The organism is Roseospira navarrensis (genome assembly GCF_009601025.1).
Lineage (GTDB): Bacteria > Pseudomonadota > Alphaproteobacteria > Rhodospirillales > Rhodospirillaceae > Rhodospira > Rhodospira navarrensis.
Window position 1 is genome coordinate 25868 of the sequence record NZ_WIVE01000020.1, and the last position, 24458, is coordinate 50325.

Here is a 24458-nt window from a genome sequence, read left to right on the forward strand (position 1 = left end):
CGACCGGCCTTTTCTTGACGTCTTGTAGATCGCAACGTGGCTGAAGCGTTCGATCCGGCGGAGGGGTCTTCGTGGTGCGAACCGTTCCGTGGCTGAGGCGGTCGGGTCCGTGTCGGAGGTGCTCTTGTGCGGGGTCTCGCGTGGCTGAGGCGCGGGATCCGCGGGTCGGAGGTCTTGGGTGCGGAGTCTCACGTGGCTGAGGCGTGGGGTCCGCGGGTCGGGGGTCTGCTGGATTTCGTACGGTTCGCGTCGGAGTGCTCTGGTGTCTTTGCTGAGATCGTCGGTGGCCGTGGAGCGCCGCCTTCGATGGAACCTTTATGCCCGACCCCACGTGACGGGTATTTTTCCGCACCATGACAAATTCGTCATCTTTGTTGGGATGATTCTAAATTTTTTTGCCGACGCCATCGGATGATGGGCGTTGCAGCGCCCCGCCTCAATCCAGCCAGATCTCGGCGCTGACGGACCGTCCGTCCCGGTCGATGACGGTGATGCGCGCCCGCCCCCGGCCGTCCGGCCGCCACTGCGCGCCCCGGTGCCAGGGCGCGGTGTCCAGCGGGCGGCCATTGACCAGCCAGGCGTAGGGCCGGTCTCCGCCGGCGGCCTCCAGCGCCAGGCCCAGGGCGGCCTGGTCCCAGTCCAGCGTCGCGCCGTCCGGTGGAAAGCGCAGCCGCAGGGGATCGGCCGTGCCCGACGCAACCGATTGCCCGCCGCCCGCGTCCGGCAGGGCGAGCCGGCGCAGCGGCGGCGGCAGGTCGGCCGTGCGCATCACGGCGGGCAGGTCGGCCGGAGGCGGCCCCGGCACCGGGTGCGGCGGTAGGGGCAGCAGGTCGAACAGCGCGCGCATCAGCGGCGCGGCCGTGTCGCGCCCGATGTGGCCCGGGACGGGCGTGCCGTCGGCGCGGCCGACCCACACGCCGATGATGTGGCCGCCGTCCAGGCCCACCGCCCAGGCATCGCGGAACCCGTAGGACGTGCCGGTCTTGAAGGCCACCGTCCGCCCACCCCGGGTGGCGGCGTCGGGGGCGAATCCGGTGGCCGGCGGGGCATCGGCCAGGACGCTGCGGACCTGCCACGCGGCGGCGGGCGAGAGCACCCGCGCGGCCTCGTCCGCCTCCGTCCCGCCCGCGCCGGGCACGGCATGAACGACCCGCCGCCGGCCGTCGGTGGCGAGGGCGGCATAGAGTCCCACCAGTTCCTCCAGGGTCACGCCCAGCCCACCCAGCGCCAGCGGCAGGCCCGGCCGCCCCAGACCGCCCTGTCGGCGCGGGGTGACGCCCGCCGTGGCCAATCGGGCGGCGAATCGCAGCGGCCCCACCCGGTCCAGCACCGCCACCGCCGGCACGTTGAGTGACCAGCGCAGCGCCTCGGCCGCCGTCACCCGGCCGTAATGGGCGAAGCCGAAGTTGCCGGGGGCGTAGCCGTCGCCGAACCGCACCGGGCGGTCGTCGATGGTGGTCAACGGGTGCAGAACGCCGTCCTCGAACGCCATGCCGTAGATCAGCGGCTTCAGCGCCGACCCGGGGGAGCGCACCGCCCGCACCATGTCGATGGCCCCCAGCCGGGCCGTGTCCAGCAGGTCGGGCGAGCCCACCCAGGCGCGCACGGCGCCGGTCTCGGCCTCCACCGCCAGGGCGGCGATGGACAGACGCGGCCCCAGGGCGGCCGCATGGGCGCGCACCAGCGTCTCGGCCCGGGCCTGAAGGGCGGCGTCCAGGGTGGTCCGCACGGCGGGCGGATCGTCGGGCGCGCGCGCCGCGATCAGGTGCCGCGCCAGATGGGGCGCCAGCAGGGGCAAGGGACGGCGCAGGGTGGGCAGGGGCTCGGCCTCGGCCTCTCGCGCCTGTCGGGCCGTCAGTACGCCCGCTTCGACCATGCGCCACAGCACCTTGGCGCGGGCGGCGCGCGCGGCCTCCGGGTGGCGGTCGGGCCGCAGGCCGTTCGGGTCCTGGGGCAGGGCCACCAGGAGGGCCGCCTGCCCGGGGGTGAGCCGGCGCGGCGCCTTGCCCCACCAGGCCAGGGCGGCGGCGCGCACACCCTCGATGTTGCCGCCGAAGGGGGCGAGGGTCAGATAGGCGTCCAGCACGCCGTCCCGGCCCAGATGCGCGGTCAGTTGCAGCGCCCGGGCCATCTCCACCAGCTTGGACGGCAGGGTGCGCGGACGCGGCTCCAGCAGGCGGGCGGCCTGCATGGTCAGGGTGGACGCGCCCGAGACCACACGGCCATGGACCACCGCCTGCCCTGTGGCGCGGATGACGGCCAGCGGATCGACGCCCGGGTGCCAGCCGAATCGGGCGTCCTCGTAGGCCATCAGCATGCGCAGATAGAGCGGGTCCACGTCGGCCCGGGTCGTGGGCAGGCGCCAGGTCTCGTCCGGGCTCAGGAAGGCGCGCAGCACCGCGCCGTCGCGGGCGGTGACGGTGAGGGCCGGGGCCAGCCGGGACAGGTCCGGCGGAAACGCGCGGTCCAGCACCGGCGCGGCCACCAGGGCCGCGGCCATCAGCAGCGCGAACGCCGCGACCCTGAAGGGGCGGCGATCGCGCCTCGCTACACCGTTGCGCACTGAATAAATCCGCCGCCCGCGTCGAGGGGCGGCGCCGGCTCGTGCGACACCTGCGTGACCTTGGCCGCCGGCGGGCCCTCGTGGCAGGCGGAGAGCATGCGGCCCACCGCATCGGGCGGCCCCTGGAACACGGCCTCCACCGAGCCGTCCGCGCGGTTGCGGACCCAGCCGTCCACACCGAGGGACCGGGCGGTCTCCTCCGTCCAGCCCCGGAACCACACGCCCTGCACCCGCCCGGTGATGCGGGCGCGCACCGTCGTGATGTCGGGGGTCTCGGGCGTCTCCGTCATGGTGTCTCCTCTCTCCTGTCTGGTCTCGGGACCGGACACCCGGACCCGCCGGGGGTGGACGGCCCCGCCGGTTCGCCATACATGGACGGTCACCCGATGCCCACGGTCAACCCCTGGTCCAACGTGGCCGACCACCCGGAGTGCCGCCCTGTCATGTCCCCCGCCGAGACTCCGCCCCCGACCCCGTCCGCGCCCCAGAGCCCGGAGGCCGCCGCCGGCGGCGGCAACCAGATGCTCAAGCTGCTGCTGGAGGCCGGGCCGCTGCTGGTTTTCTTCCTGACCAACGCGTGGTTCGGGCTCATCACGGGCACGGCGGCGTTCGTCGTGGTCACGGTGGCCTCGCTGATCGCCTCGAAGCTGCTGATGGGCCGCATTCCCGTCATGCCCCTGGTCGGTGGCGTTTTCGTGATCCTGTTCGGCGGCCTGACGGTGCTGCTGGACGACGAGATCTTCATCAAGATCAAGCCGACCATCGTCAACCTGCTGTTCGCGGGCATCCTGGCCGCCGGACTGGTGAGCGGCCGGCATTTCCTGAAGCTGGTGTTCGACGGCGCGTTCCACCTGACGGAGCGGGGCTGGACGCTGCTCACGGTGCGCTGGACCGGGTTCTTCGTGGTGCTGGCCATCATCAACGAGGTGGTCTGGCGCAGCTTTTCCAGCGACACCTGGGTGTCGTTCAAGGTGTTCGGCATCCTGCCCCTGACCCTGGCCTTCAGCTTCGCGCAGATTCCCCTGCTGCTGCGCTACAAGGTCGAGGATGCCCCGGAAGAACGGGGCACGTGATTCGCGTTCCGGCGGTCTGACTGTACCCTTACGATCGGATGTGAGAGAGTGGCGCTGAAATTCGCGCGAGCGCCGTCCCGCCGCGCCGCCGGCCGGGCGATCCGGGCGCGGTCGGTCCCTCCGCTGTCCTGTGCCGGCACGCTGCCCCATGTCACGGTCCCGCCGTCGTTCCTCGACCCACGATCCCGCGCTGCCCTTCGGGGAGAGCGCCCCGCCGGACCGGCCTGAAGGCCCGGACACCGGCACCCCCGGCGTGGGCAAGCCGCACTACGCCGGGCACCGCGCCCGGCTGCGCGAACGCTTCCTGGCCAACCCGGAGGGACTGCCGGACTACGAGCTTCTGGAACTGCTGCTGTGCCTCGCCCAGCCGCGCAGCGACGTCAAGCCGCTGGCCAAGGCGCTGCTGGCGCGCTTCGGCGGTTTCGCCGAGGTGATCGCGGCCGACCCCGCCCGCCTGCGCGACGTCAAGGGCCTGGGGGACGCCGGGGTGGCGGCCCTGAAGACGGCCGAGGCGGCGGCGGTGCGCCTGCTGCGCGAACAGGTGCGCGATGCGCCCGTGCTGTCGTCGTGGGACCGGCTGCTGGACTACTGCCGGGCGGCCATGGCCTACCGCGAGATCGAGCAGTTCCGCATCCTGTTCCTGGACACCCGCAACCGCCTGATCGCGGATGAACTCCAGCAAAAGGGCACCGTCAACCATACGCCGGTCTATCCGCGCGAGGTGGTGCGGCGCGCCCTGGAGCTGCACGCCACCGCCCTGATCCTGGTGCACAACCACCCGTCGGGCGACCCCGCGCCCAGCAAGGCGGACATCCAGATGACGCAGCAGATCCGCAACGCCGCCCACGCCGTCGGGGTCACGGTCCACGATCATGTGATCGTGGGGCGCGGCGGCCACGTGTCGTTCAAGGCGCAGGGGTTGTTGTAGGGTGGTTCATAAGCCAAAACTTGCGATCTTCTGATCTCGGCCGGTTTTTTTCTGTATTGGAAATGAGACCATGAAAATTATTTTCAGCAGAAAGGGTTTTGATAGCAAGTCAGGGAGAAGGCCCTCGCCAATCATCGATGGCGTGCCGATCAGTCTGCCGATTCCTTTGGATAGGGGGTCTGAGACGACCTACGCGGACCTTGGGCTTGCTGAGATCGTTGAAGCCACCACGAAGGGTCGGATTACTGGCCAGAATATGTGCCATCACGATCCCATGTTCGAGAACGGACGGTGCGCCTTCGGTCAGGTCGACGCTGCACAAGGGCATCTTGCAAAAAATGGCGTGGGGATCGGTGATGTGTTCTTGTTCTTTGGTCTGTTCGCCGACATGGGCGAGAGAAACAGGCATCACAGATTTTTCGGGTACATGACCGTCGAGGAGACGATTCACCTGGGGAAACAGCCCGAGCCGGGGTCGCAGCCACAGGGTTTCAGTCGGCGTCATCCGCATACTCGTGGGACTTGGGGTAACAACAACACACTCTATATTGGACCTGGGGATATGGCTCGCACCGCGCACGACATGCTTCGCTTGTCGCGACCCGAGCTCGGTCTGTGCTACTGGCGGGTTCCCGCATGGCTGCAGTCGGCGGGACTCACGTATCATTCAAAGGCAGCCCGCTGGCAGGGCGTGGATACTCTCAATGTCGTCGGGCGAGGGCAGGAATTTGTTTGCGATATTGGGGATCGTGAGGATGCGCACCAGTGGCTGGACGGCATCCTGACGGCTTTGAAGTCAGCGTGATGGTCGCCATCCGCCGCGGTCCCGCCCTCATCCAGTCCTGCCGGACGAACGGGCGGGCGAAAATCCCGACACCGCCGCGAGGCCGGCCGCGGCACCCGGGGGCAGGCGGCGGGCCGTGGCGGCGGTCACTCCGCCCAGGGCGATGACGGGCCGGCCGCAGCGCCGACCCATGAGCGCGAATCGCAACGGCCCCAGCGTGGCCGCGCCGGGATGACTGGCGGTGGGGAACACCGGCGACAGCACGGCCATGTCCGCTCCCAGCGCCGCCGCCCGCGCCAGCGCGCGCGGCCCGTGGCAGGCGGCGGACAGAACGCGGCCCGCCGCCGCCCGCCGCCAGAGCAGGGCCGGGGCCGCCACGCCTTGGCGCGCCAGCCCCTCGGGCAGATGCAGGCCGTCCGCGCCCACGGCCGCCGCCAGCCGGACATCCCCCGCCACCAGAAACACCACGCCGCGTCGGCGTGACAGCCGCCGCAGCCGGCGGCCCTGCGTCAGGGCGTCGGCCCATGGCAGGCCATAGGGCCGCCAGATCAGGCCCGCGCCCCGGGGCAGCCGCGCGAGCGTGGATGCGGGGTCGGGCAGGCGCACGGGATCGCTGACCAGCCACAGGCGCGGCAGGTCCCTGTTCGTCCGCCCGCGACCCGGCTTCAATCCCGCCGCCGCACTTGCTAGGGTTCGCCCCGACGCCATGTCTGTTCCCGTCCCCGTTCCGCTCCAGCCCCGCCGGACATCATGACCCAGACCGAGTCCTCCCCCGACGCCCTCCCCGACATCGCCGCCAATCTGGCCGCCGTCAAGCGGACCATCGCCGACGCCGCCCGCGAGGCCGGGCGCGACCCCGCATCCGTCACCCTGGTCGCCGTCGCCAAGACCCACGGCGCGGCGCGGGCCGAGGCCGCGCTGCTGGCGGGCCACCGGGTGTTCGGCGAGAACCGGGTGCAGGAGGCCCAGGCCAAGTGGCCCGCCCTGCGCGCGCGCTGTCCCGACCTTGAGCTTCATCTGATCGGCGCGTTGCAGTCCAACAAGGCGGCCGAGGCCGTGGCCCTGTTCGATGTGATCGAGAGCCTGGACCGCCCCAAGCTGGCCGGGGCGCTGGCCCGGGAGATGGAGCGCCAAGGCCGCCGGCCGGCCTGCCTCGTCCAGGTCAACACGGGCGAGGAGCCGCAGAAGGCCGGCATCGCGCCGCCGGAGGTGGACGCCTTCATCGACCACTGCCGCGACGACCTGGGCTTGCCCGTGACCGGCGTCATGTGCATTCCGCCCGCCGACGAGGAGCCCGCGCCCCACTTCGCCCTGCTGCGCGAGATCGCGCGGCGCAACGGCCTGGCCGTGGTCTCCATGGGCATGAGCGGGGACTACGAGACCGCCGTTCATCTGGGCGCGACCCACGTCCGGGTCGGCACCGCCATCTTCGGGGAACGGCCCCGGCCCCGGTAAAGGCCCATCCGCCCTGCTCACTGCGCATGACTGGCATGCAAGCGGTCCCCCGTGCATAGTGGGTGCGGATCGTGCCCCCGGCGGGCACCCGCAGCGACAGGGACGCGCATCATGGCCCGCATCTGGACCGACGAGGACACCGACCCCACACCGCAGGACGGCGGCTACGAGAAGGACGTGGGCGAGGTCACGTCGGTGGCCCGCCCCCTGCGCGGGCCGCTGGGTCTGGCGGTGTTCTGGATCGGTGTCGTCACGGCCTGCGCGCACATCTACCTGAACACCTTCGGCACCATGGCCGAGCTGCGCTTCGCGGCCCTGCACTTCGGGCTGTTCGGGCTGCTGTGCGCCCTGCTGTACCCGCTCTATCCGGCGCGCAGCCGCACCGGGCGGCGCGTCGTGCTGGGCGTGGATGTGGTGCTGGGGCTGCTGTGCCTCATGACCACGGCCTACCTGTTCCTCTACGAGGACGCGTTCTACGACCGGGGCATGGCGTTCGATACCTGGGACTGGATCGTCTCGGGCGTCGCGCTGCTGCTGGCCATGGAGTTCGCGCGCCGCTCCTCCGGCTGGCTGATCCCGATCCTGATCATGATCTCGCTCAGCTACGCCATCTGGTGGGGACCGTGGGTGGACGGCGTGTTCCACTTCTCCGGCCTGTCCGCCGAAGTGATGATGATGCGCACGTACTTCACCGGGGACGGCCTGTTCGGCCCGATCGCGCGCATCAGCTATTCCTATGTGGCGATGTTCATCATCTTCGGGGCGTTCCTGGTGCGCTCCGGGGCCGGGGACTTCATCATCGATCTGGCGCGCTGCGCGGCCGGCCGCTTCGTCGGCGGGCCGGGGCTGGTGGCGGTGTTCGGCTCGGGGCTGATGGGCTCCATCTCGGGGTCCGCCGTGGCCAACACCATGAGCACCGGCGTCATCACCATTCCCCTCATGAAAAAGGCCGGCTACCCGCCCCGCTTCGCCGCCGGGGTCGAGGCCGCCGCGTCCACCGGCGGGCAGATCATGCCGCCGATCATGGGGGCCGGCGCGTTCATCATGGCCAATTATACGCTGGTGCCCTACGTGGACATCGTGGCGCTGTCTGTGCTGCCGGCGCTGATCTACTTCCTGTCGGTGGGCGCGTTCGTGCGGGTCGAGGCGATCCGCCAGGGCCTGACCGCGCAGGCGCCCGAGGACGGCAAGACCTTCCGCACCGTGATGAAGGAGGGCTGGCACTTCCTGCTGCCCATCGGCGTGCTGATTACCCTGCTGGTGCAGGGCTTCACGCCCACCTATGCGGCCGGGATCTCGATGGCGGCGGTGGTGGTGGCGTCGTGGCTGTCGCCCCATCGCATGGGGCCGCGCGCCATCCTGGAGGCGCTGTCCGATGGCGCCCGCATCGCCGCGACCATGGCGATCCTGCTGGTCGCCGTGGGCGTGGTGGTGGCCGTGATCTCGACCACGGGCGTCGGCAACACCTTCAGCCTGATGATCAACGACTGGGCCGGCGGCCGCCTGTGGGTGCTGCTGATCCTGGTCGCCATCGCCTCGCTGGTGCTGGGCATGGGCCTGCCGGTCACGGCGGCCTATGCGGTTCTGGCCCCGCTGTCGGCCCCGGCGCTCAACGACCTGATGATGGCGGACCACATCGTGCAGGCCATCGCGGCGGGCACTGTCCCGGAGCAGATGGCGATGACCATCGGCATGCTGCTGCCCGAGGTGGCCGGGTCGCTGGGCCAGCCCATGCCGCTGGCCGAGGCCGAGCAACTCTGGGCGCAGATCTCGACGCTGCCGGGCAACTTCACGGCCGGTCTGTCGGAGCAGTTGGTGGACGCCTCGACGGTGGCCATGACGCTTCTGGCCGCGCATCTCATCATCTTCTGGCTGTCGCAGGACTCGAATGTGACGCCGCCTGTCTGCCTGACCGCGTTCGCGGCCGGGGCCATCGCCGGAACCAAGCCCATGCCGACGGGCTTCATGGCCTGGAAGATCGCCAAGGGGCTGTACATCGTGCCGGTGCTGTTCGCCTATACCCCTCTGGTGAACGGAACGTGGCCGGAACAGCTTGAGGTGTTCGCGTTCGCCGTGCTGGGTGTCTACGCCTTTGCGGGCACGTTCCAGGGCTGCCTGGAAAGCCCCCTGCGCTGGTACGAGCGCCTTGCGACCGGCGCGGCCGCCCTCCTGCTGCTGTGGCCCCACGGGACCCTGCCCATCCATGCGGCGGGCGCGGCGCTGCTGGCGCTGGCGGTGTGGCTGTCGTGGCGGCGGAAGGCGTGAGCCCGGCATGCCCCTTGTCCCGACGGGTCGGGACAAGGGGCATCGGCCGTGGTCGGCCCGCCTACAGGCAGTCGTCGTACAGGCGGCGCAGGGTGTCCACCGTCAGGGGCACGGGGTTGCCGCCGGCGCTGGGGTCCTCGGCGGCCATGGCGGCCATCTCGTCCAGCCGGTCGGTCCCCACACCCATGTGGGTCAGCGTATCCGGAATGCCGAGCGCGGCGCGCAGCCCGATCACGTACGCCAGGAAGCCGTCGAAGCCCCCGGCGAGCCCCAGATAGGCCGCCAGGCGCTCGATCTTCTCCTCGATGGCCGGGCGGTTGAAGCGCAGCACGGCCGGCATGACGCAGGCGTTGGTGGTGCCGTGATGGGTGTTGTAGATCGCGCCCACCGGGTGCGACAGGGCGTGGATGGCCCCCAGCCCCTTCTGGAACGCCACGGCCCCCATGCCCGAGGCGGCCATCATGTGCGCGCGGGCCTCGATGTCCGAACCGTCGCTGTGCGCGCGCGGCAGGTAGTCGCGGACCAGCCGCATGGCCTCCAGCGCGATGCCCTGCGACATGGGGTGGTAGAAGGGCGAGCAATAGGCCTCCAGGCTGTGCGCGAAGGCGTCCATGCCCGTGCCCGCCGTGATCGCCGGCGGCAGGCCGATGGTCAGTTCCGGATCGCAGATCACGACCTCGGGCAGCATCTTCGGATGGAAGATGATCTTCTTGACGTGGGTCTCGCTGTTGGTGACCACGCCCGCGCGGCCGAACTCGGAGCCCGTGCCGGCGGTGGTGGGCACGGCGACGATGGGCGCGATCACGCTGGCGTCGGCGCGGGTCCACCAGTCGCCGATGTCCTCGAAGTCCCAGACCGGGCGGCTCTGGCCGTGCATGAAGGCGATCAGCTTGCCCAGGTCCAGGCCCGAGCCGCCGCCGAAGGCCACCACGCCGTCATGTCCGCCGCTGCGGAAGGCGGCGATGCCCTTGGCCAGATCGGCGTCGGTCGGATTCGGCTGCACGTCGCTGAACACGGCGGCGGGCAGACCGGCGGCCTCCAGCACCGCGAGCGCGGTCTGGGTGATCGGCAGGGCGGCGAGGCCCGCATCCGTGACCAGCAGCGGCCGGGTCATGCCCGCGCTCTTGCAGGCCGTGGCCAGCTCGGCGATGCGCCCGGCGCCGAAGCGGATGGCGGTGGGATAGCTCCAGGTTCCGGTCAGGGTCGGAGTTGCGCTCATGGGGCTTACGCCTTCTTCAGGTGGTACGACTTGGGGCGGGTCAGGGCATGGAAGCCGATCGGCGACAGCGCGCCGCCCCGGCCGGTGTCCTTGCAGCCGGTCCAGCACAGGGCCGGGTCCAGGTAGTCCGCCCGGTTCATGAACACCGTGCCGGTCTCGATGCGCGCGCCCAGGGCCTCGGCGCGCGCGGTGTCCCGGGTCCACAGCGAGGCCGTCAGGCCGAACGGGCTGTCGTTCATCAGCGCCAGGGCCTGGTCGTCGCTCTCGACCTTCATGATGCCGACGACGGGGCCGAAGCTCTCGTCCTTCATCACGCGCATGTCGTGGGTGACGTCGGTCAGGATCTGCGGCGCCAGATAGGTGCCGCCGTCGTCGGCCGGGAACAGCGCCGGGTCGATCATGGGCGTGGCCCCGGCCGCGATGGCCTCCGACACCTGGGCGCGGACCTCGGCGGCGAAGCGCGCGTTGGCCATGGGGCCGAGGGTGGTCTCCTGCTCCAGCGGATTGCCGAGATTGAGTTTGGAGACCTCGGCCACCGCCTTTTCGACGAAGGCGTCATACAGGGAAGCGGTGACATAGATCCGCTCGATCCCGCAGCAGCACTGGCCGCTGTTGAACATGGCGCCGTCCATCAGCCCCGCCACGGCGGCGTCGATGTCGGCGTCTTCCATCACGTAGCCGGGGTCCTTGCCGCCCAGTTCCAGGCCCAGGCCGGTGAAGGTGCCGGCGGCGGCCGTCTCGATCGCCTTGCCGCCGTTCACCGAGCCGGTGAAGTTGACGAAGTTGAACGCCCGGCCGCCGATCAGCTCTTCCGTGGTCTGGTGGTCCAGAAACAGGTTGAGGAAGACGTCTTCGGGCACGCCGGCCTCGACGAAGGCGCGCACCATGCGCTCGCCCACCAGCAGGGTCTGGGTGGCGTGCTTGAGCACCACCGTATTGCCGGCGATCAGCGCGGGCGCCACGGTGTTGATGGCGGTCATGTAGGGGTAGTTCCACGGCGCGATCACGAACACCACGCCCTGGGGCTCGCGCCGGATGAGGCGGCGGAAGGTCTCCGAGTCCTCGGCCATCAGCGGGGCCAGGCTGTCGGCCGCGATGCCGGCCATATAGGTGGCGCGCTCCTTGACGCCGCCGAACTCGCCGCCGAAGCGCACCGGGCGGCCCATCATCCAGGCCAGTTCGGGCACCACCTCGTCGGTCATCTCGCCCAGGCGGGCCACGCCGGCGAGCACCAGATCAATGCGCTCCTGGAGCGGGCGGGCGGCCCAGGCGGGCTGCGCGGCGCGGGCGCGGGCGACGGCCTTGGCGGCCTCGGCGGGCGGCGCCACGGGCCGTTCCGCGTAAACCGAGCCATCAACGGGAGAGATCAGCTTCAGCGTCTTGGTCATGGGGGCCTTCAGGGGTCAGAGGGAACTCGGAACAATGCGCCTACGGGTTCGTCATCCTGCGCCGCCCGGGTCGGACGGCGTCGGGCGGGTTCGCGCCGAAGGCGCAACCCGCCGGCCCAACCATTGGGCCTGGTGGATTGCCCCGCGGTCGCGGGGCGACTCCACCCTACAAAGGCAGCGCGTCGGAAGGCTCCCCGCCCTACTCCGCCGCCGCCGCGCCGCGCGCGCCCAGGCTGTGAAGGCAGTGGTCGATCCACGCCTTGGTCAGCTTCTCCTGGGCCGCGTTCTGGCCCAGGCGCTCGTGCAGCGCCTTGAAGTCCACTAGGTCCAGCGGCTGGTCCTGGTTGAAGCACGAGAACACGATGGTCCGCTGTCCGGTTTTCGGGTCCTCGTGGGGCTGCAGGCACTGGGCGCAGATCTCCTTCATCATGCACTGCATGGGGCTGTTGATGGAGCCGATGCCCACGGTCTCGGGCTTCAGGAACGGAGCCAGCGCCTCGTGCCGGGCGCGGCCGACGGCCTGCATCATGCGGTCGGAGCCGATGGCGATCACCCGGTCCACGTCGGCGAGCGGGATGGTCGTCTCGCCCAGGGTGCCGTCGCCGTAGGCCACCATGGCCTGCACGATGTTGCCCACGAACGCCTTGTCCTGCGGCCGTTCCGCCGTGAAGCCCGGCCCCTCGTCGGAGCACCAGACCACCACGTCGGCGGCGTCCAGGATCTCGGGCACCTTGAAGCGGTCGCGCATCGCCTTATAGCCGGCGAAGTAGAGCACCTTCGACCCGGCCGCCCGCAGCGCCTTGCCGATGGAGAACAGCACCGCGTTGCCCAGTCCGCCACCGGCCAGCAGCACGGTTTCGCCCGAGGGGATCTCGGTCGGCGCCCCGGTCGGCCCCATCACGACGACGGGTTCGCCCGGCTTCAGCAGCGCGCACAGATCGGACGAGCCGCCCATCTCCAGCACGATCATGGACAGCAGGCCCGCCTCGCGGTCCACCCACGCGCCGGTGAGCGCCAGGCCCTCCATGGCGAGCAGGGTGCCCTCGGCGTGGGGCGCCAGCCGTTCGAAGTTCTGCAGCCGGTAGAACTGGCCGGGCTGGAAGCCCTGCGCGGCCAGGGGCGCCTTGACCACCACCTCGACGATGGTGGGCGTCAGGCGCTCCACCGAATGCACCACGGGGCGCAACTGGGCGTTCAGGCGCGCGAACAGGGCCGCGCGCGGCTCGGTCCCCGCCGGGCGCCGGTCGAGCGCGCGGCTGATGACCGGATAGGCTCGCAGCGCCGAGGCGAAGGCGGTGACCACGTTGCCCGCGAACGACGGGTGCAGGTCGCCCAGAAAACTCATGGATGTGCCGTCGTCGTTGACCGACAGCATGATGTCCGTCTGCTTCGGCTTCGGCCGGGGCTCGGGGGTGACGGGCTGGCCGTCCTCGGTCACGGCCTGGAAGAACTTGCCGTCCAGCGCGAAGCGGCCCTCGTGCTCCCGCGCCAGGGTCGTGTTGGGCACCGTGCCGGCGGCCACGATGACCGTCCGCGCCGGGATGGTGCGGCTCTCGTGGGTCTCGCGGTGCTCGACCCGCAGCGCCTCGGCGTGGCCGAAGCGGTCCAGCTCGACGCGGAGCGGGCTCCACAGTTCCGAGATGGCAATGCCCTCCTGCAGGGCCTTGTCCACCTCCTCGTGGTTGTTGCGGTAGGCCGGCGAGTCGGTCAGGCGGCGGCGGTAGACCAGGGTGGAGCCGCCCCACTCTTGCAGCATCTCGCGGATCCGGGGCTCTCGGCCCTCGGCGGCGGCGGCCTCGCGCTCGGCCCGGATGGCGCGGCCGTGGGCCAGGAACTCGTCCATGACCGCGCGGTCCTCGTCCGTCCAGCCGGCGCGCACCGCCGCCTCGCCACGCGCCGCGACCAGCGTTTCATGCCGGGCCAGCAGCTTTTCCACCTGAACGGGGTAGTACGCCAGCGCCTCGGTGCAGGCATCCACGGCGGTCAGGCCGCCGCCGATCACTACGATGGGCAGGCGGACCTGAAGGTTCGCCACGCTGTCCGACCGCGCCGCGCCGGTGAGCTGCAAGGCCATCAGGAAGTCCGACGCCTGCCGCACCCCGCGCGCCAGGCCGTTTTCCATGGGCACGATGGTCGGCTTGCCCGCCCCCATGCACAGGGCGACGTGATCGAAGCCCATGGCGTAGGCGTCGTCCGGCGCCAGGGTGCTGCCGTAGCGCACGCCGCCGATCATGGCGAACTCGGCCCGACGCTCCAGCAGCAGCCGGATGACGGTCAGGAAGTTCTTGTCCCAGCGCACGGTGATGCCGTACTCGGCCACGCCGCCGAAGCCGCCCATCACCCGGCTGCCCAAAGGTTCCTTGAGGGCTTCGAAGTCGCGCACGGGGCTGAACGGCGCCCGGCCGCCCATGGCGTCCACACCGGACAGCACGGGGTCCATGGGCTCGATCTTCAGGCCGTCGATGCCGACCACGTCGTGGCCGTCGTTCATCAGGTGGTGCGCCAGCGAGTACCCGGCCGGCCCCAGCCCCACGATCAGCACGCGCTTGCCGGTGTCGGGGCGCGGCAGCGGGCGCCGGATGTTGAGCGGATTCCAGCGCGTGAGCAGGCTGTAGACCTCGAACCCCCACGGCAGGTCCAGCACGTCCTTGAGGATGCGGGTCTCGGCCTGCGGGATGTCGACCGGGTCGCGCTTCTGCTTCTGGTAGATACAGGCCACCATGCAGTCGTTGCAGATGCGGTGGCCGGTGCCCGCGCACAGCGGGTTGTCGATGGTCACGATGCCGAGCGCGCCGACGAGGATGCCCTTCGTCTTGGCCTCGTGCATCTCGCTGATCTTCTCCTCCAGCGGACAGCCGAGCATCTCGCGGCCCAGGTCGTTGACCTGGACGGCCCCGGACTTGCGGTCCTTCAGGCCGGTGGAGCAGGAGTCGTTGCCCTGGTGGTGGCAGAAGATGCAGTAGTGCGCCTCGTCCAGCCCCTTGACCAGATCGGCGCCCTGGTCGGTCAGGTCGAAGCCGTCGCGGCGGCGCAGATGGTGGGCCCCCAGCCGTACGGCGGGCAGGGGGCCGGAGTCGTCCGCCTCCAGCGGGATCAGCGCCATCGGGTCGTTCTTGGCCGGCTGGCGGAACAGCACGCCCTCGGGGAAGCGGGCGAGACCCTCGGGCGTCAGGCCGGCCCAGGCGGCGAAGCGCTTGGCGAGGTCGAGGGTGTCGGCGTTGCCCGCCTCGTCCTCCATCCAGGCCATGACCCGTTCGGCGAACAGCGCCTCGGTGACCGGGCCGCCCAGCCGGTCGGCAAGCTCCGCTTCCAGCGCCGGGCCGTCCAGGGTGGCGGCTTCGGCCGGCTTGATGCGCTTGAAGGCGATGCGCTGCACGAACAGCCGCTTGCAGGCGAACAGCACGGCCAGGCGGTCGTGCTCGGCGGCCAGGGTGCGGATCTCGGCGCCGATGCCGAACATCAGCCCCAGAAAGTCCTGAAGGTGCGGGGCGAGGTCCAGGATCAGGGCGGACTCGGCCTTGCGGTCCAGGCCCTCCGGATCGGTGCGCGCGGCCGTCAGGCGCGCGGTCAGGTCGGCGTCCGCGTCGGACAGATGGCCGAGAAAGGCCGTGTCCACCTTGGCCAGCCCGGCCTTGTCGTAGAGGTCGGCGAAGGCCAGCCCGAAGGCCAGGGGCATGGCGTCGGGGGCGGCGATGGCGCCGGCGGCGGTCTGCTGGGGCGCGGCGTCCACGCGCGAAAGGCTGTCGTCCATGAGGGCTGTTCCGATCCCTGCCGTGTCGTCTGGATGATCCCGTCCACCGGGCTGCGGGGGCATACGGCGGACTCCGCCCCACCGGATCCCGGGGCACGGATCACGTCAGGTGTTCTGCCACACCGGAACGTCAAGGGGAACGCGCAAAGTGGCATGGCAGAGGCGCGACGGCGCCGGTGTCTCCGCACGATGCGGCGCCCCCCGTTCAGGGGCGGCACGACGGGGCGGCCGGGAGCCTCGGCCTTGGTGCCTTTGTGCCTTGGTGGTTTTTTCGCTCCGGCACGCGCTGAGATGCCCGATCGAAAACAGGCGTCGTCCCAGCGGCCGCCTTGCGCCCCGCCCCGCCGGGTGCGACAAAAGACCAAACGGATGGCTCGGCCATCCAGTCTTGAGTCCGAAGGACACCGACCATGACTCCCGTGCAGGCTCGCACGGCGCTGGGTTTCTCCTGCGTCGGGCACTCCATCAGTCATATCTTCGAGCCGATCTTCTACGTCGTCGCTCTGGTGCTGCCGGCGCAGTTCGGCATTTCCTACGAGGCGTCGCTGGCGCTCATCCTGGGCGGTAAGCTGCTGTTCGGCATCGCGGCCCCGTTCACGGGATGGCTGGGCGACCGCTGGAGCGCCACCGGCATGATGGCGCTGTACTTCCTGGGCATCGGCGGCGGGGCCATCTGGGCCGGGCTGGCGACCAGTCCGCTGGAAATGGCCATCGCCCTGGGGGTGCTGGGCCTGTTCGGCTCGATCTATCACCCGGTGGGCATCGCCTGGCTGGTGCGCACGGCCGTCAACCGGGGCAAGGCGCTGGGGATCAACGGCGCGTTCGGCGGCTTCGGGCCGGCCCTGGGCGGCGTGCTGGCGGGCGTGCTGATCGACGCCTTCGGCTGGCGCTCGGCGTTCCTGATTCCGGGGGCCGTCACGGTGCTGATCGGGTTCGGTTTCATCTGGCTGGTGCTGACGGGCGTTATCATCGAGACCCGGACCGAGGCGCGCACCGATCCGACGCCGGACCGGCGCGACACCGCCCGGGTCTACATCATCATCGCCATGACCATGCTGGTGGGCGGCCTGATCTATCAGGCGACTCAGGCCAGCATGCCCAAGGTGTTCGACGAGCGCCTGGGCGGGCTGCTGGGCGAGGGCGCCAGCGGCGTCGGCCTGGGGGTCATGATCGTCTACGGGGTGGCCGGGCTGTTCCAGATCGTGACCGGGCATCTGGCGGACCGCTTCCCGCTGAAGACCGTCTATGTCTCGATGTACGTGCTGCAGGTGCCGGTTCTGGCGATGGCGGCGACGGCAGTGGGCCTGCCGCTGCTGCTGGTCATGCTGATGATGGTCTCGTTCAACATCGGCGCGTTGCCGGCGGAGAACAGCCTGCTCGCCCGGTACACGCCGCCGTCGTGGCGCTCCACCGCTTACGGGCTCAAGTTCGTGCTGGCGTTCGGGATCAGCGGGCTCGCGGTGCCCCTGGTGGCCTGGATCCGGGCGGCGACCGGCGACTTCACGGTGCTGTTCCTGCTGCTGTCCAGCCTGGCCGCGCTGGTGCTGATCGCCCTGGTGCGGCTGCCGCGCGAGCGGTCGGACCCGCTGCCCGCCGCGACGGCCGCGGCGGAGTAGCCGGCGGGCTTGCCCGGGAGGGGCGGGCCGCCCATATGCCTGACGACGGCGGTCCCTGTACGGCGGGGCCGCCCCGACCAGGACGAGCGAGGTCCCATGACGACGCGATACGCGACCTTCGGCGCCGGCTGCTTCTGGGGCGTCGAACTGGCCTTCCGCAACACGGACGGCGTGATCTCCACCGCCGTGGGCTATGCCGGCGGGCACGTGGCCACTCCGACCTATCAGCAGGTCTGCACCGACACGACCGGCCACGCCGAAGTCGTGCGGGTGGAATACGACCCGGCCGTGGTGAGCTACGAGGCGCTTCTTGTGGTGTTCTGGGAGAGCCACGACCCCACCCAGATGAACCGCCAGGGGCCGGACGTGGGCAGCCAGTACCGCAGCGTCATCTTCACCCACGACGCCAGCCAGACCGCCGCCGCCGAGGCCAGCCGGGCGACGCTCGCCGCCTCCGGGCGCTACCGGCGGCCCATCGCCACCGTGATCGAACCGGCCGGCGACTTCTGGCCGGCCGAGGAGTATCACCAGCAGTATCTGGAAAAGCGCGGGTATCGTGCGTGCGGCGCCAGCTTGAGAGCGTGACGCATCACGCCGCGCGGAGGCTTCCGGACGTCGGGTCGTGATCCCGGTCGCTGGCGGGCGCGGCGTCTCCGCCCTATATTGACGGTCAGCGTTCAATCCTGCGGTTTGCAACGATGGCCACAACGGACCCTTACAGTGTGCTGGGCGTCGCCAAGGACGCCTCCGCCGACGACATCAAGCGGGCGTACCGGAAGCGCGCCCGCACGATGCACCCTGACGTCAACACCCAGGACCCCCGGGCCGAGGACCGCTTCAAGGAACTGAGCGCCGCCTATGGCCTGCTCTCGGACCCGGACAAGCGGGCCCGCTTCGACCGGGGCGAGATCGACGCCGACGGCCATGAGCGCCCGTTCGGTTTCCGCCATCACACCGGCGGGCGCGGCGGCGGCTTCGGCAGCCACTTCCGCAGCGCCTTCGGCGGCGGCGCGGGGCCGCGCGGCGCGGCCGGCGGTGACGATGCAGGGATGCACTTCCGTTTCGAGGACCTGTTCAAGGGCGCCAACAGCTTCGACGACATCTTCGCCCGCGCCCAGTCCGCCAAGCGCAAGGGCAGCGGCGGGGCGGAACCGGCCCGGGGCGGCGATGCCCGCTATCGGCTGACGGTCTCGTTCGAGGAGGCCGCGCTGGGGGCCCGCCGCCAGATCTCGCTCGCCAACGGCAAGACCCTGAAGGTGCGCGTGCCGCAGGCCTGCACCGGCGGCACCACGCTGCGCCTGCGCGGGCAGGGCCACGCCTCGCCCCAGGGCGGCGACGCCGGGGACGCGCTGGTCGAAATCGTGGTGCGCCCGCACCCGGTGTTCTCGGCCCAAGGCGACGACATCATCGCCGAGGTGCCAGTGAGCCTGCGCGAGGCCGTGCTGGGCGGCAAGATCACCGTGCCCACCGTGGACGGCCGGGTGGCGGTGACCGTGCCCGAGGGCTCCAACACCGGCGCCACCCTGCGGCTGCGCGGCAAGGGTCTGCCCAAGGCGGATGGCCCCATCGACGCGCGCGGCGACCAGCTCGTGCGGCTGCGGGTCGTCCTGGAGGACCCGAAGGACGACGCGCTCAAGGCCTTCGCCCGAAAGTGGCGGCCCGAGGGCGCGGCGGACGTGCGGACCGGCCTGGAGGACACGGCCCCGGAAGGCTGACCGTCCGGAGCCGGTCCCTCACGCGCTACCACCAGCAGGGGCGGCCGCTCCGGCCCATACCCTGGCCCTGGCCCATACCCTGGCCGACTCCCCCGCCGCGCCCCATGCCGGCCCCACCCTTGGGGCCGCCGCCCGGACCGATGGCCCAGTGCGGCCGCAGAGTCGGGCCGCGCAGTTCAAAGGTCGTGCCGTCCACGGTCACGGTGCGCGCAACGAAGGCGTCCGCCGGCATGATGTCGGTGCGGAAGGCTTCTGCGCTGAGGTCCTCGCCGGGCTGCAGGTGGGCGGTCAGGTCCTCCAGGGCCACGGCCGGCCCCAGATGCAGATTGACGGTGCCGTGGTCGGGCGTCTCGACGATGGCATGGACGCCGGTCACGGCCCGGCCGGTGGTCTGTTCACAGGTGTCGATCTTAAGATCCCGCACCACGCCGGACAGCATGGTCATCGGCAGGGTGGCCCCCTGCCGGGTCAGGCCCTGGGCCTCTCCCATCCCGCGCTGGGCCGCGGCGGGCGCGGCAAGTGTGGCGGCGGCAAGGGCGGTATACAGTCCCAGAGTCACAAAGGACGAACGACGCATGGTGGCCTCCCATTGCCATGTCGGCCGGCGCCATGTCGGCCGACAGAGTCCATGATCCGCCGAGTCATCCAGCGGGGCAAGGACAGCGCCCGAGCGCGCCCGCAAAGCCGACAGCACGAGTCGGGCTTGCGGCCGCGCGTGCGGGCCGCCGGCGCGACCGTTCGTCGGCAGGCAACGGCCGCTGGCATCGCCGTTGGCTTTCCGGTATGTCTGATCCAGGCGCCGGGGCCGCGGGGGCGGTCCGGGCCGACACAGGTCGAAAAGACACGTCGAACAGGGGGTTGTCACCGATGAGCCGATCCGTCCGCACATCCGCCCGGCGCGCCGCGCTGGCCGCCATGCTGTCCGTGCCCCTGGCGCTGGGCGGCGCCGCGTCCCATGCCTTTGCCGCAGACGAGCCCGTCAGGATCGGCATGGTCACCACGCTGTCCACCAAGGCCGGCTATCTGGGCGCCGACGTGCGCGACGGCTTCATGCTGGCGATCAAGCAGGGCGGCGGCGCCCTGGGCGGCGTGCCGGTGGAGCTGCTGGTCGAGGACGACGACCGCGACCCCGGCAAGGGCCGCGAGATCGCCGACCGCTTCATCGAGCGCGACGGCGTCAGGATCATGACCGGCATCATCTTCTCGAACGTGGGCCTCGCCGTGATGCCCAAGGTGGTCAAGGACGGCGTGATCTACGTCAGCCCCAATTCCGGGCCGTCCCAGATGGCCGGCAAGGGCTGCCACCCGTACCACTTCAACGTCGCCTGGCAGAACGACAACCTGCACGAGGCCATGGGCCAGTACGCCACCGACGCCGGCCTGGAGAAGGTCTTCATCCTCGCCCCCAACTACCCGGCGGGCAAGGATGCCCTGGCCGGCTTCAAGCGGTTCTATGACGGCGAGCCGGTGGGCGAGACCTATACCCAGCTCGGCCAGTCCGACTACGCCGCCGAGATCGCCGCCATCCGCGATGCCGACCCGGACGGCGTGTTCTTCTTCCTGCCCGGCGGCATGGGCATCAACTTCATGAAGCAGTTCCACCAGTCCGGCCTGGGCGAGAGCGTGCAGTTGATCGGCTCCGCGTTCTCCGCCGACCACAAGCTGTTGAACGCGGTGGGCGAGGCCGCCGAGGGCATGCTGAACTCGGCCCAGTGGAGCCCGGACCTGGACAACCCGGTCAACCACGCCTTCGTCGAGGCTTATATGGCCGAATACGACGCCGTGCCGACCATCTACTCCCAGCAGGGCTACGACGCCGCCCTGGCCATCGGGGCCGCGCTGGAGGCCACCGGCGGCGACCTGTCGGACCTGGACGCCTTCGCCGCCGCGCTCAAGACGGCCGAGTTCGAGAGCCCGCGCGGGCCGTTCAAATTCGGCGTCAACAACTTCCCGGTCCAGAACATCTACCTGCGCAAGGCGGTGATGCAGGCGGACGGCACCCTGCGCAACGAGGTGCAGGGCACCATCTTCACCGACCAAGTGGATGCCTACGCCGCCGAATGCTCCATGGAGTAGGGGCGGCCGCACTCCATCACGTCATCCCGAGGGACCGAGAGGGACCGAGGGATCTCGGGCCTTGGGATGCTGCCCCCCGAGATCCCTCGCCGCTCTCCGGCGGGTTGCGCCTTCGGCGCGAACCCGCCCTACGGGACCCGGCAGGTCGGGGTGACCCGGTTTCGATCAGACCCTTTCCCGTCCCCGTGACAGACTCGCCGCATATCTGATGCTCCTTTTCGTTGAACAGGTCCTGAACGGGCTCCAGCTTGGCGTGATGCTGTTCCTGATGGCCTCCGGGCTCACCCTGGTGTTCGGCATCATGGGGCTCATCAACCTCGCCCACGGTTCGCTATACATGATCGGGGCCTATGTGGCCGCCACCGTCACCCTGCACACCGACAGTTTCCTCCTCGGGCTGGCGGCGGCGCTGCCGGCGGCGGCCTTGACGGGTGCCATCATAGAGCGCGTGGTCATGGCCCGCCTGTACGCCCGCGAGCACCTGGATCAGGTGCTGGCCACGTTCGGGCTGATCCTGTTCTTCAACGACCTGATGGTGATCCTGTGGGGCCGCCAGCCCCTGTTCATGAACGTGCCGGACGCCCTGGCCGGCACGGTCGAGGTGCTGCCGGGCGCGCCCTATCCCGTGTTCCGGCTGGTCATCATCGCCGTGGGCCTGCTGGTGGCGCTGGGGCTGTGGTATCTCATCACCCGCACCCGCCTGGGCATGCGCATCCGCGCCGGGGCCAGCGACCGCGAGACGGCCGGCGCCCTGGGCATCGACATCGCCCTTCTGTACACGGGCGTCTTTGCGCTGGGGGCCATGCTGGCGGGCCTCGCCGGGGCCATGGCCGGACCGATCCTGGCCGTGGAGGCCGGCATGGGCGAGAGTATCCTGATCCTGACCTTCGTCGTGGTGGTGATCGGCGGCATCGGCTCGGTCCGAGGGGCCCTGATCGGCGCGCTGTTGGTCGGGGTGGTGGACACCCTGGGCCGCGCCTTCCTGCCCGACCTGCTGGCCCTGGTCCTGGACCGGGCGACGGCCGACGGGGCGGGGACCAGCCTGTCCACCATGTCGGTCTACATCCTGATGGCCGCCGTGCTGGTCTGGCGCCCCAAGGGACTGTTCCCCGGCCATGGCTGAGCGCGCGCCCCTCTCCCCCCGGGTCCGTCTGGGCCTGCACCTGCTGGGCCTGCTGGCGCTGGCCCTGCTGCCGCCGCTGCTGACCCTGATCGACGAGCCGTTCTACGTCACCCTGGCCACGCGCGTGCTGATCCTGGCCCTGGCGGCGGTGAGCCTGGACCTGATCCTGGGCTACGGCGGCATGGTTAGCTTCGGTCACGCGGCGTTCGTGGGTGTGGGCGGCTATGTGACCGGGATCCTCGCGCATCACGCCTTCATGGGCGACCCGCTGATGCTGTTCGGCCTCGCCGTGCCGGGGATGAACGAGGCGCTCATTGTCTGGCCGCTGGCCATGGCGGTCTCGGCCGTGGCGGCGCTGCTGATCGGGGTGCTGTCGCTGCGGACCGGCGGCATCCACTTCATCATGATTACCCTCGCCTTCGCCCAGATGCTCTATTACCTGCTGGTCTCGCTGCAGGCCTACGGCGGCGATGACGGCCTGACCCTGTGGGGCCGCAACACGGTGGCGGGCACCGACCTGCTGGCCGACCGCGAGACGTTCTATTACGTCTGCCTGGGCCTGCTGGCGGTGGTGGTGCTGGCCTTCCGCCGTCTGGTGGACAGCCGCTTCGGCCTCGTGCTCCAGGGGGCGCGCCAGAACGAGCGCCGCATGCGGGCGCTGGGCGTGCCGGTCACGCGCTACCGGCTCGCCGCGTTCACGCTGGCGGGGGCGGTGGCGGGCCTGGCGGGCGTGCTGTCGGTGAACCAGGCCGAGTTCGTCTCGCCCACGCTGCTGCACTGGACCCACTCCGGCGAACTGCTGGTGGTGGTGATCCTGGGCGGCATGGGCACGCTGGTCGGGCCGGTGCTGGGGGCCTTCGTGCTGATGGGCCTGGAAGAGGTCCTCGCGGGCGTCACCGAGCACTGGCGGGTCATCCTGGGGCCGGTGCTGGTGCTGGTGGTGCTGTACGCCCGCGCCGGCCTGCACGGCTGGGTGATCGGGCCGCGCCGGCATGCCGATGCGGACGGGGAGGGGGCCTCATGAGGGCGCCGGGACCGCTGCTGGAGGTGGAGGGCCTGTCCAAGGCGTTCGGCGGGGTCACCGCGTCGGACGCGCTGTCGTTCACCGTGATGCCGGGCGAGGTCCACGCCCTGATCGGTCCCAACGGCGCGGGCAAGACCACGGCCGTGGCCCAGATCGCGGGCGAACTGAAGCCCGACGACGGCCGCATCCGCCTGGATGGGCGCGAGATCTCCCACCTGCCCGTCCACCGCCGCGCGCTGCTGGGGCTGGGGCGGTCGTTCCAGATCACCTCGGTGCTGCCGGACTTCTCGGTGCTGGACAACGTGGCGCTGGCCGTCCAGGCCCACGCCGGGCACAGTTTCCGCCTGATCCGCAACGCCCGGCGGGACGCCCGCCTGCGCGACCCCGCCCGCGCCATGCTCACCCGCGTGGGGCTGGCGGCGGTGGCCGGACGCGCGGCCGGGGCGCTCTCCCACGGCGAGAAGCGCAAGCTGGAACTGGCGATGGCGCTGGCCGGTCATCCGCGCCTGCTGCTGCTCGACGAGCCCATGGCCGGCATGGGCGGTGAGGACTCGGCGCGCATGGTCGAGGTCCTGCAGGGCCTGAAGGGCACCGTCGCCATGCTGCTGGTCGAGCACGACATGGACGTGGTCTTCGCCCTGGCCGACCGCATCACCGTGCTGGACGGCGGCCGCGTGCTGGCCACGGGCGACCCGGAGGCGGTGCGCGCCGATCCGGCGGTGATCGCCGCCTACCTGGGCGAGGAGGGGGTGGCATGCCAGCCCTGCTGACCCTGGAGGGCGTCGCGGCCGCCCACGGCTCCACCCCCGTGCTGTTCGGCGTGGACCTGACGGTGGACGAGGGCCAGGTGGTCGCCCTGATGGGCCGCAACGGCATGGGCAAGACCACCACCGTGCGCACCATCATGGGGTTGATGCCGGTGACGGCGGGGCGGGTGGCCTTTCGCGGGCGGGACCTGGCGGGCTTGGCGCCGCACCGCATCGCCGCGCTGGGGCTGGGGCTGGTGCCGGAGGGCCGGCGCATCTTCCCCACCCTCTCGGTGATCGAGAACCTGGTGGCCACCGCGCGCCCGCCCGCCCCCGGACAGGGGGGCGCGCCCTGGACGCTCGATCGGGTCACCGCGCTGTTCCCCCGTCTGGCCGAGCGCGCCGACAGCATGGGCAACCAGCTTTCGGGCGGGGAACAGCAGATGCTCGCCATCGGCCGGGCGCTGATGACCAACCCCGCCCTGCTGATCCTGGACGAGGCGACCGAGGGCCTCGCCCCCGTCATCCGCGACCAGATCTGGGCCGTGCTGGCGCGCCTGAAGGGCGAGGGCCTGTCCATCCTGGTGATCGACAAGACCGTGGCCGCGCTGGCCCGCATCGCGGATCGCATGACCATCCTGGAAAAGGGCCGCGTGGTCTGGGACGGCACCCCGGCCGCCCTGATGGCCAACCCCGACCTGCAACACCGGCACCTGGGGGTGTAGTTCGGGG

20 protein-coding genes are annotated in these 24458 nt (G+C 70.9%); 13 read left to right on the top strand and 7 right to left on the bottom strand.

Going from position 1 to position 24458, the window contains the following annotated elements:
* Positions 1–436 precede the first annotated feature (436 nt).
* Both pbpC and GHC57_RS08160 read right to left on the bottom strand, forming a co-directional pair.
* A complete protein-coding gene (gene pbpC, locus GHC57_RS08155; RefSeq protein ID WP_343031140.1) occupies positions 437–2563 on the bottom strand; it encodes a penicillin-binding protein 1C in 2127 nt (708 codons plus the stop codon).
* A complete protein-coding gene (locus GHC57_RS08160) occupies positions 2548–2826 on the bottom strand; it encodes an acylphosphatase (RefSeq protein WP_170294762.1) in 279 nt (92 codons plus the stop codon). Before GHC57_RS08160 ends, pbpC begins: the two co-directional genes overlap by 16 nt.
* Before the next feature lie 123 nt (positions 2827–2949).
* Between GHC57_RS08160 and GHC57_RS08165 the strand changes: the two genes are divergently transcribed.
* The 3 genes from GHC57_RS08165 (at position 2950) to GHC57_RS08175 (ending at position 5369) form a co-directional block, all read left to right on the top strand.
* A complete protein-coding gene (locus tag GHC57_RS08165) occupies positions 2950–3636 on the top strand; it encodes a septation protein A (RefSeq protein ID WP_246152211.1) in 687 nt (228 codons plus the stop codon).
* Positions 3637–3784: 148 nt separating this feature from the next.
* Positions 3785–4564, top strand: a complete 780-nt coding sequence (gene radC, locus GHC57_RS08170; RefSeq protein ID WP_153343038.1) for a RadC family protein — start codon at positions 3785–3787, stop codon at positions 4562–4564.
* Between the two features lie 70 nt (positions 4565–4634).
* Entirely contained in the window at positions 4635–5369 is a 735-nt protein-coding gene (locus GHC57_RS08175; RefSeq protein WP_153343041.1) for an Nmad3 family putative nucleotide modification protein, read from the top strand.
* Between the two features lie 27 nt (positions 5370–5396).
* On the opposite strand, the gene GHC57_RS08180 is transcribed toward GHC57_RS08175, so the two are convergent.
* Positions 5397–6056, bottom strand: a complete 660-nt coding sequence (locus tag GHC57_RS08180; protein WP_153343043.1) for a thiamine phosphate synthase — start codon at positions 6054–6056, stop codon at positions 5397–5399.
* 42 nt (positions 6057–6098) lie between these two features.
* On the opposite strand from GHC57_RS08180, the gene GHC57_RS08185 reads away from it, so the two are divergent.
* Both GHC57_RS08185 and GHC57_RS08190 read left to right on the top strand, forming a co-directional pair.
* Complete coding sequence (locus tag GHC57_RS08185) at positions 6099–6803, top strand: YggS family pyridoxal phosphate-dependent enzyme (RefSeq protein ID WP_153343045.1); 705 nt, start codon at positions 6099–6101, stop codon at positions 6801–6803.
* Positions 6804–6914: 111 nt separating this feature from the next.
* Positions 6915–9068, top strand: a complete 2154-nt coding sequence (locus tag GHC57_RS08190) for a TRAP transporter permease (protein ID WP_153343047.1) — start codon at positions 6915–6917, stop codon at positions 9066–9068.
* A gap of 61 nt (positions 9069–9129) precedes the next feature.
* Here the strand turns inward: GHC57_RS08190 and GHC57_RS08195 are convergent, their stop codons facing one another.
* The 3 genes from GHC57_RS08195 to GHC57_RS08205 form a co-directional block, all read right to left on the bottom strand.
* Positions 9130–10287, bottom strand: coding sequence for an iron-containing alcohol dehydrogenase (locus GHC57_RS08195; protein WP_153343048.1), 1158 nt, complete (start codon positions 10285–10287; stop codon positions 9130–9132).
* A gap of 5 nt (positions 10288–10292) precedes the next feature.
* Positions 10293–11675 (bottom strand): aldehyde dehydrogenase family protein, encoded by a 1383-nt coding sequence (locus GHC57_RS08200; protein ID WP_153343050.1) that lies wholly within the window; start codon positions 11673–11675, stop codon positions 10293–10295.
* Between the two features lie 199 nt (positions 11676–11874).
* Positions 11875–15426 (bottom strand): FAD-dependent oxidoreductase, encoded by a 3552-nt coding sequence (locus GHC57_RS08205; protein ID WP_343031141.1) that lies wholly within the window; start codon positions 15424–15426, stop codon positions 11875–11877.
* A gap of 410 nt (positions 15427–15836) precedes the next feature.
* Between GHC57_RS08205 and GHC57_RS08210 the strand changes: the two genes are divergently transcribed.
* The 3 genes from GHC57_RS08210 (at position 15837) to GHC57_RS08220 (ending at position 18757) form a co-directional block, all read left to right on the top strand.
* Entirely contained in the window at positions 15837–17042 is a 1206-nt protein-coding gene (locus GHC57_RS08210) for an MFS transporter (RefSeq protein WP_153343053.1), read from the top strand.
* A gap of 96 nt (positions 17043–17138) precedes the next feature.
* Positions 17139–17627: a peptide-methionine (S)-S-oxide reductase MsrA gene (gene msrA, locus GHC57_RS08215; protein ID WP_153343055.1), complete on the top strand. Its 489-nt coding sequence runs from the start codon at positions 17139–17141 to the stop codon at positions 17625–17627.
* Positions 17628–17740: 113 nt separating this feature from the next.
* Positions 17741–18757: a DnaJ C-terminal domain-containing protein gene (locus GHC57_RS08220; protein WP_153343057.1), complete on the top strand. Its 1017-nt coding sequence runs from the start codon at positions 17741–17743 to the stop codon at positions 18755–18757.
* 25 nt (positions 18758–18782) lie between these two features.
* On the opposite strand, the gene GHC57_RS08225 is transcribed toward GHC57_RS08220, so the two are convergent.
* Positions 18783–19334, bottom strand: coding sequence for a MamS/MamX family magnetosome protein (locus GHC57_RS08225; protein ID WP_153343059.1), 552 nt, complete (start codon positions 19332–19334; stop codon positions 18783–18785).
* Positions 19335–19624: 290 nt separating this feature from the next.
* On the opposite strand from GHC57_RS08225, the gene GHC57_RS08230 reads away from it, so the two are divergent.
* The 5 genes from GHC57_RS08230 to GHC57_RS08250 all read left to right on the top strand — a co-directional run bounded on the left by GHC57_RS08230 (position 19625) and on the right by GHC57_RS08250 (position 24451).
* On the top strand, positions 19625–20833 hold the full coding sequence (locus tag GHC57_RS08230; protein ID WP_211369149.1) for an ABC transporter substrate-binding protein: 1209 nt from the start codon (positions 19625–19627) through the stop codon (positions 20831–20833).
* A 208-nt stretch (positions 20834–21041) separates the two neighbouring features.
* Positions 21042–21956 (top strand): branched-chain amino acid ABC transporter permease, encoded by a 915-nt coding sequence (locus GHC57_RS08235; protein WP_153343061.1) that lies wholly within the window; start codon positions 21042–21044, stop codon positions 21954–21956.
* Entirely contained in the window at positions 21949–22980 is a 1032-nt protein-coding gene (locus GHC57_RS08240) for a branched-chain amino acid ABC transporter permease (protein WP_153343063.1), read from the top strand. The genes GHC57_RS08235 and GHC57_RS08240 overlap by 8 nt, the downstream gene beginning before the upstream one ends.
* Positions 22977–23750, top strand: a complete 774-nt coding sequence (locus tag GHC57_RS08245) for an ABC transporter ATP-binding protein (RefSeq protein ID WP_153343065.1) — start codon at positions 22977–22979, stop codon at positions 23748–23750. Before GHC57_RS08240 ends, GHC57_RS08245 begins: the two co-directional genes overlap by 4 nt.
* Positions 23735–24451: an ABC transporter ATP-binding protein gene (locus GHC57_RS08250; RefSeq protein ID WP_153343067.1), complete on the top strand. Its 717-nt coding sequence runs from the start codon at positions 23735–23737 to the stop codon at positions 24449–24451. Before GHC57_RS08245 ends, GHC57_RS08250 begins: the two co-directional genes overlap by 16 nt.
* Positions 24452–24458: the final 7 nt, after the last annotated feature.